This is a genomic window from Vibrio frigidus, from assembly GCF_042465995.1.
Lineage (GTDB): Bacteria > Pseudomonadota > Gammaproteobacteria > Enterobacterales > Vibrionaceae > Vibrio.
On record NZ_JBCDMC010000001.1, the window covers coordinates 543,003 to 555,321 of the forward strand.

At 42.7% G+C, this 12,319-nt stretch carries 11 protein-coding genes; 6 read left to right on the forward strand and 5 right to left on the reverse strand.

Annotated features, from left to right (window positions below; genetic code table 11):
• The first annotated feature begins 10 nt into the window (after positions 1-10).
• The 3 genes from AACW90_RS02385 to AACW90_RS02395 are packed head-to-tail and all read left to right on the forward strand — an operon-like array spanning position 11 to position 2,658.
• Positions 11-1,219: an acetyl-CoA C-acetyltransferase gene (locus tag AACW90_RS02385; RefSeq protein WP_390230229.1), complete on the forward strand. Its 1,209-nt coding sequence runs from the start codon at positions 11-13 to the stop codon at positions 1,217-1,219.
• A 58-nt stretch (positions 1,220-1,277) separates the two neighbouring features.
• Entirely contained in the window at positions 1,278-1,931 is a 654-nt protein-coding gene (locus AACW90_RS02390) for a CoA transferase subunit A (protein WP_275137882.1), read from the forward strand.
• A gap of 28 nt (positions 1,932-1,959) precedes the next feature.
• Positions 1,960-2,658, forward strand: coding sequence for a 3-oxoacid CoA-transferase subunit B (locus AACW90_RS02395; protein WP_390230840.1), 699 nt, complete (start codon positions 1,960-1,962; stop codon positions 2,656-2,658).
• A 585-nt stretch (positions 2,659-3,243) separates the two neighbouring features.
• Here the strand turns inward: AACW90_RS02395 and AACW90_RS02400 are convergent.
• A complete protein-coding gene (locus AACW90_RS02400; RefSeq protein WP_390230233.1) occupies positions 3,244-4,623 on the reverse strand; it encodes a short-chain fatty acid transporter in 1,380 nt (459 codons plus the stop codon).
• Positions 4,624-5,126: 503 nt separating this feature from the next.
• The gene (locus tag AACW90_RS02405; RefSeq protein WP_390230237.1) at positions 5,127-5,714 is read right to left on the reverse strand and encodes a GNAT family N-acetyltransferase; all 588 of its coding nucleotides are present in this window, start codon (positions 5,712-5,714) and stop codon (positions 5,127-5,129) included.
• Between the two features lie 209 nt (positions 5,715-5,923).
• On the opposite strand from AACW90_RS02405, the gene AACW90_RS02410 reads away from it, so the two are divergent.
• The 3 genes from AACW90_RS02410 to AACW90_RS02420 all read left to right on the forward strand — a co-directional run bounded on the left by AACW90_RS02410 (position 5,924) and on the right by AACW90_RS02420 (position 7,303).
• Positions 5,924-6,289 (forward strand): hypothetical protein, encoded by a 366-nt coding sequence (locus AACW90_RS02410; RefSeq protein ID WP_390230240.1) that lies wholly within the window; start codon positions 5,924-5,926, stop codon positions 6,287-6,289.
• A 128-nt stretch (positions 6,290-6,417) separates the two neighbouring features.
• The gene (locus tag AACW90_RS02415) at positions 6,418-7,017 is read left to right on the forward strand and encodes a thiol:disulfide interchange protein DsbA/DsbL (RefSeq protein WP_390230243.1); all 600 of its coding nucleotides are present in this window, start codon (positions 6,418-6,420) and stop codon (positions 7,015-7,017) included.
• Positions 7,018-7,174: 157 nt separating this feature from the next.
• Positions 7,175-7,303, forward strand: a complete 129-nt coding sequence (locus AACW90_RS02420; RefSeq protein ID WP_390230246.1) for a hypothetical protein — start codon at positions 7,175-7,177, stop codon at positions 7,301-7,303.
• 24 nt (positions 7,304-7,327) lie between these two features.
• Here the strand turns inward: AACW90_RS02420 and AACW90_RS02425 are convergent, their stop codons facing one another.
• The 3 genes from AACW90_RS02425 to AACW90_RS02435 form a co-directional block, all read right to left on the reverse strand.
• Positions 7,328-10,456 carry an efflux RND transporter permease subunit gene (locus AACW90_RS02425; protein WP_390230249.1) on the reverse strand — a complete coding sequence of 1,043 codons (3,129 nt, stop codon included), beginning with the start codon at positions 10,454-10,456 and terminating at the stop codon, positions 7,328-7,330.
• Positions 10,453-11,778 (reverse strand): efflux RND transporter periplasmic adaptor subunit, encoded by a 1,326-nt coding sequence (locus AACW90_RS02430; protein WP_390230252.1) that lies wholly within the window; start codon positions 11,776-11,778, stop codon positions 10,453-10,455. Before AACW90_RS02430 ends, AACW90_RS02425 begins: the two co-directional genes overlap by 4 nt.
• A gap of 86 nt (positions 11,779-11,864) precedes the next feature.
• Complete coding sequence (locus AACW90_RS02435) at positions 11,865-12,227, reverse strand: EF-hand domain-containing protein (protein ID WP_390230255.1); 363 nt, start codon at positions 12,225-12,227, stop codon at positions 11,865-11,867.
• Positions 12,228-12,319: the final 92 nt, after the last annotated feature.

Consider the following 12,319-nt stretch of genomic DNA (forward strand, 5'->3'; position numbering starts at 1 on the left):
GGAATTCGGTATGGAACCTGTTTTTATTGTTGCGGCGAAACGCACTCCGATTGGGAGTTTTAACGGCGCTCTTTCCCCCCTAAGTGCGCCGGATCTTGGTGCCATCGCTATTCGAGCTGCATTGACGCAGAGCGAGTTAGACCCGAAGGTTGTCGATGAAGTCATTGTTGGGAATGTACTTAGTGCGGGAATAGGAATGGGTCCCGGGCGTCAAGCGGCTATCCAAGCTGGGATCCCGGAAACGGTCCCCGCTTATACCCTAAATATGATCTGTGGTAGCGGTATGAAAACGGTGATGGATGCGGCCAGTCACATTCGTTCTGGTGACGCGGAAGTGGTCATTGCCTGCGGGATGGAAAGTATGTCTCAAGCGCCGTTCCTACAGTCCCACCTAGCCCGTACCGGTGTACGCATGGGACAACAGGTGGTAGAAGACAGTATTTTTGTTGATGGACTAACCGATGCATTTCATCAATATCCGATGGGTAATACCGCCGAAAACATTGCTGAACAACTCAATATATCCCGTCAAGAGCAGGACGAATTTGCCCTAAACAGCCAGATGAAAGCAGCCGCTGCGCTGAACAGCCATGCATTCAGAAGCGAAATAGAACCCGTGTCGGTCTCTCATCGCCGAAAACAATATACCGTGGACGTTGACGAATACCCAAAAACGGAAACCACAATAGAGTCACTGACTAAACTCCGTCCCGCGTTTCTCAAAGAAGGAACGGTTACTGCCGGTAACTCTTCGGGTATTAATGATGGTGCAGCAGTGCTCATACTTGCTTCTAAATCGGCTGTCGAGCGTTATCAGTTAACACCGCTAGCTGAAATGGTTAGCTATGCGCAGGCCGGCGTATCACCAGAGGTTATGGGGTTGGGGCCAGTACCTGCGATAGCCAAAGCATTGGAAAAAAGTGCATTGTCTCTACAGGATATTTCCTGTCTAGAGCTCAACGAAGCATTTGCCGCACAATCACTTGGTGTTTTAAAGCAGCTCGCTTCGCAGCACGACGTCACTCAAGAGTGGCTTCTGGAACGTACCAATAGAAATGGTGGTGCCATCGCGCTTGGCCATCCGCTTGGCGCGTCAGGTAGTCGAATTCTGGTGAGCCTTATCTACGAATTGGAACGACAACAACAAGACCTTGGTTTGGCTTCTTTGTGCATTGGTGGCGGAATGGGGACGGCAGTCATTATTCGTCGATGTAAATAATTACGTGGTTTCATTTTAGTCACATAACGAATGTGATTGGTATCATAAGGTAGAGATAATGAAAAAAGAGATATCAGCTGAGGCAATTGCCAATCGACTGCATGACGGCATGACGATAATGATTGGTGGTTTTATGGCAAACGGCGCGCCAGAAGGGTTAATCGATATTCTGCTAGACAATGGGATTAAGAATATCAAGTTAATTTCTACCGATACCGGTACACCAACCAAAGGTTCCGGACGTTTGATAGCGGCCAATCGGATTCAGAAATTGACCGCATCACACATCGGTACCAACCCAGAGACAGGCAAGCAGATGAACGAAGGCGTACTTGAGGTTGAATTAGTACCTCAAGGAACACTAGCTGAACGAATTCGAGCAGGTGGTGCTGGATTGGGTGGGGTATTAACACCGACAGGGTTGGGGACATTAGTCGCGGAAAATAAAGAGATCATCATGGTGGATGAGAAACCATTTTTGTTAGAAAAACCGATTCGGGCCGATATCGCCTTTATTCGAGGTTCTGTGGTGGATGAACGTGGAAATGTGTTTTATAAGAAAACAACTCAGAATTTTAACCCTTTAATGGCGACAGCGGCCGATCTCGTTATTGTGGAGGCGGAACAGGTAGTCGAAGTAGGTGAAATTGAACCAGAGTGTGTTCATACACCGGGTTTATTTGTTGATTATATCTATCAAGGAGGGCGCTAAGATGACCCAGAAAATCGGTAGTGAAAATATGCCATCAAGTAATGCTTGTTCTAATAAAGTGCAGACAGATAAACATCAGATGCGCCGTCTTATTGCATGGCGTATTGCTCAGGAACTTAGCGATGGCGATGTGATTAATCTGGGCATCGGTATGCCTTCGTTAGTCGCCAATGAAGTTGATTCCGATGTCGAGGTATTACTGCAATCCGAAAATGGTTTATTAGGTATTGCAGGATTAGCGGGTGAAAGTGATACCGATGTTGATTTAGTCAATGCGGGTGGTCAGCCAATCACGGCTGATACGGGTGCAAGCTATTTTAATAGCGCGGATTCATTTGCCATTATTCGTGGTGGGCATGTTGATGTAAGCGTGCTAGGTGCACTGCAGGTAGATGAAAAAGGCAACCTTGCTAACTGGATCATTCCGGGAAAAATGGTTCCGGGTATGGGGGGGGCTATGGACCTTGTTGTTGGTGCTAAAAAGGTGATTATTGCTATGGAGCACACCGCAAAAGGACAGGCAAAATTACTCAAAAATTGTACGCTTCCTCTCACTGCGTCGGGTCAAGTTAATATGATTGTGACCGAAATGGGCGTGATTACTATTACGCCACAAGGAATGAAATTGACCGAAATCGCGTCTGGTTATAGTGTTGAACAAGTACAAGCCGCAACAGAGGCGGAACTTATTATTGCTACTGATCTAAAACAGATGTGTCAGCCTTAAAGCTTATCAGTGCCTAATCTTGCTGCCTGTCAACGTTGTCATAAAGGCATTGGTAGCTTGATGATCACTGAGTAAACGATTATCCCGTCGATACAAAACTACCCCAAATTTCTTCTCATTTTTGTCACCATCGATTACCTGCGGAAACTAAAACATCAACTTTACGGGCTTCTGCAAAGATGGAACCTGTACGAATAACATAGACACACAAAGCCATTTTATCGAGCATAAATTACATCGTATAACCAGAAAGATGGAATGTAATGGTTGGTTGATATTCGTATATGTTACACCTTAGTGAGGTTAGAAAAATATAGATAGCTAATCAATAAAACTGTCGTTGATGTAAAACGAAAACTTTATGATTACTCGATACCTCCCCCAATATTCGATTTATAGCAATCACTAACAACCATGTGCCTTTTATATTAAGTAATTATAGTTTGGATATTACGCTTGGCTTCATGTGGATTAAAAAAGTATTTATCTAACGCGATGAAGGGACAGTTCAACACTAAATATACCCCAAAAAAAAGAACCACAAATATAATTATTTGTGGTTCTTAAAGTCAGCTAATAATTAAATTATAGAATCATTAACCCTAAACCTATGATAACGCCCGATGCCAATAAGGATACAATACAGTACCCCATAATATCCTTCGCACTTAAGCCTGCAATACTCAATGCAGGTAGCGCCCAGAACGGTTGAATCATATTTGTCCACGCGTCGCCCCATGCAATAGCCATTGCTGTTTTTGCTGCTGGGACACCTAATTCAAGGCCAGCAGGCATCATTATTGGCGCTTGCACAGCCCATTGACCTCCTCCAGAAGGAACGAAGAAGTTGACTATACCTGCGCTTAAAAACGTAAATAGTGGAAAGGTCGTCTCATTTGAAATAGAAACAAACATGTCAGACATAGCGCCGGCAAGTGAGACGCCATCCGGCCCTTTTGCTACCATCATGCCCATAATACCTGCGTAGAATGGGAACTGTAGCAAAATGCCTGTGGTGTTTTTAGTGCCTTCGGCGACAGCTTTTAACAATCTTTTTGGCGTACCATGAAGCAAAATAGCCGTAAACAAGAAGATAAAATTAACAATGTTTAGGTTCAGTGCAAAACCATTATCAATAAAATAACTGACTATGTAGGTAAAACCAAGTAGAGCTAAAATTCGATTGATCCAAGGGCTGTGCTCAAGTTTTTCTGCGGGCGTTTTCGGCTCGAATTTTTCAGTTTCCTCTTCGTCAAACAATAAGTTAGATGGAATAGTAAAGACATTTTCGGCGGTTGGGTGCATCGCGCGATTTAAAAGTGGAATAACAGCCAACATCACCAACAATATAATGATATTCATGCTTGAGAAAATCGTTTCACTCGTACCGATGGGCGATGTAAGCGCGCCAGCCGTTACTGTTTCTAGATTACTACCACTCGCCAATGCAAGCGGAACGGAACCAGATAAACCAGCGTGCCAGAATAGAAAACCTGTATAAGCGGAAGCAATAAGAAGGCGATAATCAACCCCTTTCACTCTTGTGGCTAATTCTCTTGCGAAAATAGCACCAACAACTAAACCAAATCCCCAGTTAATCCAACAAGCAATGGCAGACACAACAGTGACCATAAGAATGGCATGGCCGGGTGTTTTTGCCGCCATAGCTAAATATGACAGTCCTCTCCTAAATACAGGAGCAGAAGCCATGGCTTGTCCCGTTACGACGACTAGAGCCATTTGCATTGCAAATTTGAGCAGCTTCCAAAACCCTCCGGCGAAGGCATCCACAACTTGTAATGGACTTTGATTTGTAATAGGCATAACCAATAAGAATACAATAAAAGTGAGTATGGCCGCGAAAAGAAATGGGTCTGGCAGGTACCGTTGAACTATCGCAGTACAGACGCCGGAAAATTTTTGTAACAGTGTTTGGTTTGAATTCGGTAGGGTCTCAGTTGACATATATATCTCCTAATTTATGACCGTAGAATATGGTAAAAGTAATTATTATCTTTAGTGGCAATAACACTTAATCAGTTATTTAGATATTATTTTCAATACGTTAGGGAATGAAGCTACAAAATACATTCCAATATAAAAAGCATCTTTTAACGCTAGATATAACGTTGTAATAACGCGCATAACAAATATACCTTCACTATCATTTGGTTATATCGAGGGAAGTAGACTTTTTAACGAATACCCTTCCACTATGCGAAAGCTGCGTTTGCATTAATGGGATGTAGAGTAAAAAAGGGGGAGCAGAGAGTAACGAAAAAGAGAAATACATCTCTTCCGTTTTAGAGGGTTTAACAGTGTGAGCATAAGAACAGTATGAAAGAAATGCCAAGTTACTTAACCTCATCAGGCTCGTACCATAGCTAAATCTATTTACCAACAGTCGTGAAAACGCTAAAGATGCAAGGCTCCGGTTTTGACCATACGGTAGAGTGGTTTATTACGGGTTATTTGTTGTCGTTGATCTTTATGGAATGGCTATGCATAGAACGAAGTTTTATGTAGAAATACTCGTCTCCCCAACCTGCTTGGGGGGAATCATCAGCTTTTAAGTTGGCCGTGCGTTTAAAGCCCGTTTTTTCTAACAGTTTGTATGATGCCTCATTTTTCATATCAACGAAGGCGACGATTTTTTGCTTATTGAGTGTGTAAAATAGAAAATCGAGTAAAGCGGACAGGGCTTCAAATGCAACGCCTTCTCTTTGATTCTCTGCGGAGATAGTGAACCCAACTTCCATTTTTTCCTGATCAATAAAGTGAACCGCAAGGTCACCAACAAGTGTTTTTGAGGATTTTTGTTCTATTGCTAATTGGTACCAGTGACCCAAACTTCCAAAGGTGGAATAATCCATTCTTTCAAATAGCTTAACGGCATCTTGGTAGGTGTAATTGTCCCAGCTTTGGTAGCGAGCGACATTCTCATCTGCTCTGTATTGTGCAAATACAGTTAGATCCGTCTTCTCAAATGCTCGAATGATATATCGAGATGTCTCCAGAATCGGGCATAGGTTGCCCGTAGAATTAGTGTTGCTCAATTCGGTCTCTTCCATTCCGTTTTGTTGGGTAAAATGTTTATCCTTGGCCGCAAACTTTCTTAGCTTGGTATTGCTTCGATTGTCTGCCTATTGGATATACCTTTCAACTCAATTTTGAATTGGCACCAACAAGAGTGAACGCATTTCACCGTTGTTAACGTGAATACCTTTATGTATGATGACAATAACTCTCAACTACTAGTGATTATATGTTGCTTCGTACTCAACCAATTGCGATTACTTGCTTTTTACTCATGTCATTATTGATGATGAGTTTTAATGCAAGTGCGTCTGTGGTTGTGTCATTTGGCAATTACGATATATGTCCTATCGATGCGGCAAATACGCAGGTAGTTTATGCCGATGCTGTAGAGCATAATGGATTGACACTAGAGACCAATGTTAACTCGACGTCGCACTGCTGTATGTCTGCTGTCCATGCATTGTATCCACCGTCTGCACTAAGCCAAAGCTTGCTTCTAACACCTTCTTACACTTTGGCGCTTATTGAAAGAGAGCTTTCTAACAAAACGAATATCCTCGTTCAATCCCTCTATAAGCCTCCAATCTCTTAACTTTTTTCTTTTTGTAATGTGAATCAAAGACCATGTATTCGGTTAGACCTAAGGTCTACCTGACTGGTGACGATATTAGAAAGTAATGTATAAAATCCGAATCGGATTTTTAAGAGAATGAGATTGAAATGAAAAAAATTATATTGTTAATCGCAACAGCCTTAATGAGCCTATCTGCTTATGCAGCACAATTTTCTGAAGGCAAACACTATACTGTCTTGGATACAGCGAAAGCCTCCTCCCCAACGGTAACAGAGTTCTTTTCATTCTATTGTCCACATTGTTACGGATTCGAACCCGTGATGGAAGGGTTGAAGGATGAGTTACCTGAGGGCGCCTCTTTCCAGAAGGTACACGTGTCTTTCATGGGCAACAATATGGCGGTTCCTATGGCAAAAGCTTACGCGACAATGGTAGCGTTGAAGGTTGAAGACCAGGTTGTGATGCCAATGTTCAAACAGATCCATGACTTCAAGAATACCCCGAGCAATGAAGCCGAACTTCGTCAAGTCTTTATCGATAATGGTGTTTCTGCTAAGAAGTTTGACTCTGCGTTTAATGGGTTTGCAGTAGATTCGATGCAGAAACGCTTTGATAAGCAGTTTAAAGCGACGGGTTTATCGGGCGTCCCCGGTGTGGTTGTGAACAACAAGTACATCGTTAAGTCAGATGGTATCGAAACCATTGCTGAGTACTATCAGCTTGTCAATTATCTGCTAGCGCTATAAAAATATTGACGGCTCAGGTCGAGATGCTTTGACAACACGAAGTAAGTTTGTGATCAACAGGGAGGTGAGGTCGCGGACTTATAAGGTGGGTCACATTCTGCTCTCCTAGCTCATTTATACTCTATGAAGAGATAAACAAAATGAGTAGGAGAGTATTATGAGATGGTCAGTCTTAGTTACTATCATTCTATTATTGTCAGGGTGCTGTAACGGCTCAGGTTCAGGACCAAGAGCCGCTATTGATACTGAGTCTAACCACCAAATCGCTATTGAACGTATTTCTTAACTTATTTCCGCTTAGAGTGATGGTTTATTTAGCCGAGACCGGGTAGGCAGTATCTGGTTGTCTTTCTAATGGAGCAAACGAAGTTAGCTTCAAGTCGTCCAATATTAATAGCACGCAGGGGACGATAATGGAGGCGAGTAATGTTGCTGTCATCAGTCCAAACGCAATGCTCGCAATGAGTGGAATTAAAAACTGAGCCTGAGTGCTACTTTCTGTAAGTAGAGGCAGCAGACCAGCAAATGTCGTTAATGATGTAATAAAAATCGCTCTGAATCGGTCATGAACGGCTTCTCTACACGCTTCTTTTAAATGTTGGCCTTTCGCCATATTTTCTTTAACAAAATTAACCAAAAGAATATTGTCATTAACGACGATACCAGCAAGGGTAGCGAATCCGACTAAACTCGGAATGGTGAGGTCTAGTCCCATACCTAGGTGCCCCCAAATAACACCGATCCACCCCATTGGTATTGCAAGCAGCACAGCAAAGGGCTGACTGAAGCTTTGGAATAGAAAAGCCAGAATTAGAAAGATACCAATCACACCGAGGGAAAAAAAGGTCAGTAGTGACGAACCAGTGTCAGCGCTCTCTTTGTCTTGTCCTTGAGAAACAAACGTGACATCAGGAAACTTTTTCTTTGAATTCGGTACAAACTCCCCATAGAACTTCTGCATAATTTCTCTGGAGTTTGCGATTCTGGTATTTACGTTACCCTGTACAGTAACGGTATTTAGCGAATTGATACGATTGATTCTCGAATAGGACTGTTGTTCCTGAAACTCTGCCACACTAGAGAGAGGTACCAATTTTCCATTCGAAGCGGTAACCGCGAGATCTTTTAGACCGTTTAAACTCGCCTGATAGGTGAATTCATCTACTCTGACGGTAATATCTAGAGTTTCGCCATTTTGGAATACGGAAAGGTTAGTAGCGCCTTTTACTGCACTTCTTAATGTCTGTGCAACTTGCGCTGCATTGATACCCACGACACCCGCTTCATCTTTTAGACTCACGTGGATCTCGGTTCGGCCATCACGTAGGTCATTCGAAAGGTTAAATACACCATCGAACCCTTTCAGCCACTTGATAAGAGAGCGGCTTACTTTGTTCAGTTCATCGAGAGAGCTACCTTGCACTCTAATATCAATACCGTTGCCAGCAATTCCGCGCTCTTTATCTGTGAATTTGAGTGAAACCACGTCTGCTGTTGATCCAACCTTCTTCTTCCAGTTTTGAATTAACGACTTTATGCTTTCTTGTCGGAACTGCGCCGCGAGTAAATCGGCGCTGACTGTCGCTAAATGAGGGCCTGATTCCTTGGCATCGATATTGGTATTGTACATGATTGTCGTGCTTTCAATTAAGGGCGGCGAATCTGGAAATTTGACGGCATATTCTTGATTGAGGTCAGTTAGTGCAGTGGAAACCTTGCTTACTACCATTTCGGTTTGATTCAGAAGGCTCCCTTGCGGTAATAAAATTCTGGCTTGTAAGGTATCGCTTTCTAGTGATGGCATCGCTTTAAATTTTAACCAACCCGCGGGAAAAGTAGCTGTTGAAATGAGCACAACCATTAACATTAACCCTAAGGTAAAGTAGGGGGCGTTCATGGCTTTGACTGAAATAGGGACAAATATCCTGTCTCTTATCCGTTCGAATGTTGTGAGGAATCGATCTCTGATCGGATTGGATTTGGTCTCAATATGACTATGGGCTAAATGAGAAGGTAGAATCAAAAATGCTTCAATAAGGCTGACCAGTAAAGTGATCAGAAGAATGATCGGTATATAGCGTAGTACTTCCCCAAGCTTGCCGCTTAAAAACATAAGCGGACCGATGACCATTAACGTTGTCGCAAAAGAGGCAATGACCCCAGGGAATACTTGTCTAGTGCCAACGATTGCTGCCTCGTAAGATGACATACCGGCTTGGCGTTTGGCTGCTATGTTTTCGGCGATGATTAATGAATCATCCATCAACAATCCGATCGCAACAATAAGACCGACCATGGTCATCATATTGATGGTATAGCCGAGTAAATGCATAACAAAGATAGAACCAAGAAATGAGACAGGTAAACCCATTGCAACCCAGAAACTAAAGCGGATATTGAAAAATGCCCACAACATCAAGAACGCAAGGGCTAGCCCTTGTATTCCGTTACTGGTCAATATACGAAGGCGTTCGTTAATGTTTACGCTGACATCTTGGGTGACCGTAAATTCAATGCCAGCGGCGGCCATATTTTGTTCACGCTTTATCAGTTTATCTAACGCTTCTTTTACTTTTATCGTGTCTTGAAAATAGGTCTTTGATACCTGTAATAAGGCCGCTTGTTGGCCGTTGAATAGAATTTTTTCTTCATCTAGTGCGAATTTTTGTTCAATCTTAGCGATGTCACCAAGCCGAATTTGGCTGCCTTTTTCACTGGTTTTGATGATTAAGTTTTTGAAATCCTCAACATGATTACTTTGATGGTTAAAACGGACACTTAGCGCTTCTAATTGATTGGTAAATACCCCTGCAGGGCTGTTGATATTTTGTTGCTCAACCAAGGTAGAAAGGTCAGAAATACTTAACCCATACTGTTTTAATTTCCAATCTGAAATACGGACCTCTATCTCTTGTTCAGAAAAACCAGAGACCACAACCTGAGCGATTAAAGGGCTGGCTTTGAGTCGATTTTTCACCTCTTGCGCATAGTAATAGAGATCTTGTTCAGACATATCGCCCGTTATCGCCACGCTGGCAACGTTTGCAGTTCGGTCCTGTTTGGTTACGGTAATCTGTTCCACTCGATCTGGGAAATCGCTGATAGCATTGACCTGTTGCTGGATATCTGCGGTGAGGACATCAATATCCTCACCAGTTGTTATTTCCGCGTTGGCGATAGCGATGTTTTCTCTCGCATCGCAAGTGAGCTCTTTGATCCCGTTGAGCTTATCCAGAGAGTCTTCTAATGGTGAACATACTTCCTCTAGCACCTCCATTGGCGATGCGCCTGGATAATTAATTCGAACTTCAATGTCTTTGGTTGGTGTGACGGGAAACGTATCTTTCTGTAATTTGGGCAACGCAAATGCGCCTAATAATAGTATGGTTATCATCAGCACATTTGCGCCAGTTGAATGCCGAGCAAAGAAGGCAATCATAACTTACTCCCCGTTTTTGGTTTTTTCCCAACAGAGAAACCAGTGATGTCATCCATCCATGCCACCATTTTTTTATCTGCTTGAGGTTTCAAAGGCATGCCTTTAACGGCAGGAGACAGCTTGCTCACCACAACGTTATCGTTTGGCAAGAGCCCATCTTTAATTACGGCGACTTGGTTCTGGATAAAAGCAACGGTGACCGATTTGACCTCTAGTTTTCCGTCGCTGTTTACGACATATACGTTTCCTTGATGGATAGCGTTTGCTGGAATTAATAGCTGATTTTTTAACACTGGGGCCTTTAATGTCACTTTCACAAATGTGTCTCGGATCAGAGGGGGTTTTTTACCGGGCTGCGCCTGCCCATAGGGGTTGTTGATACGGACCACAATACTTTGGCTTTGTGTTTGTGCGTCAATCTGCCCACCAGACCGGTCTACGGCCCCATTCCAAGCGATTATGCGATTACCTGCTTTTAGTTCGACGAGCGCTTCTAGCTCGTGATGCAGATCTCCACTCATGTTACTTTTATCGGCTGCTTGGTGCAGTGGCCGCATTTTTCCTAGTGCGAATTGCGCACTGACTTCTACCGCGTCTATGCCATCCGCACGAAGTAGAACCTCCCCTTTATTGACGTATTCAGCAATGCCGGCCACTTTTTCCGTTATACGAAGATCAAAAGGGGCGGAAATAGTAGTTTGTTGTAGATCTCGTTCTGCAAGGGCAAGCTGCATTTGCATGACTCGCTGTTCGGCCTGATTGATCACTATGCTGTTTTTCAGCGTTTGTAATTGTTGCTGATTACTCAATAGTTCTCGTGTCGCTCGGTCTTTTTCTGTTTTGGATATATGGCCTGTTTTGCTCAATTGCATAGAACGTTCATATTCTGATTGTTGAATTCTGTACTCTTCTGAAGCGATCTTTAAAGATGCTGAAATCGTTTTATCTCTTAGCTTGGCCACTTCGATTTCGGCATTCAGTTTTGCAACTTCAAGTTCGTAAACTGATGGGTCAACCTTCAATAACGGCGTCCCTTTGCTAATGATATTACCTTCTTGAAGGTTGCCAGATTCCCAGATAATGGTGCCATCCAATTCTGACTGGGCTTCCCATTCTAGTGCCGGTTTGGTATGCCCGTAACCGACAGCGACAGGTTGCAATTTTCGAGGAACAACCTTTAAAACCCGAACGACTTTTTTACTGGTAGATTGCGTTATCGCTGGTGGCTCTGCTTTCATTCCCGGAGCAAGAAATAAAAGAATCCCTCCCAGAATAAGTGGTGGAATAATGAGAACTCTTTGCTTCCAGTTGAACTGAGACATTTTACTTTCCTAATAATTAGTAAGTTATAATATTCTAATTAAAATTATAAAAAAAATCCCATATTTATCACATGGGATTTTAGTTTTTATGAAGAGCGACCTTGTCCTTTTCCTTTCCAACCTTGTCGATTGTTGTTACATGGCATTTTTTGATATTCATCTTGGTCAATGAGTTGATCTCCGTTGGTATCTAAATTTTCAAACATAGGGGCATTAGACATATTTCTTAATGCTCGACCTTCTGCTGTTTTTTGAGCGATTTGGTCTGCTCTAAAGAGGTTGAATTCGTCTAGGCTGACATTCCCATCTTGATTCTCATCCATTTGAATAAAGGTTGGCATCTGGTTGTTGGCCCTTGCCATTTTATTGCCTCTGCCAGCCGCGTTCACCCCAACAGCAATAGTCAAACTTAAAATGGCGATAGTTGAAAGCGCTAATTTACTGTTCATGATTCATACCTTATCTGTGTGTGTACCTTAATATTAATACTGTGAATGTATTTCTGTGTAAGTTAATGTAAATCAGTGTAAAGCATTGATAT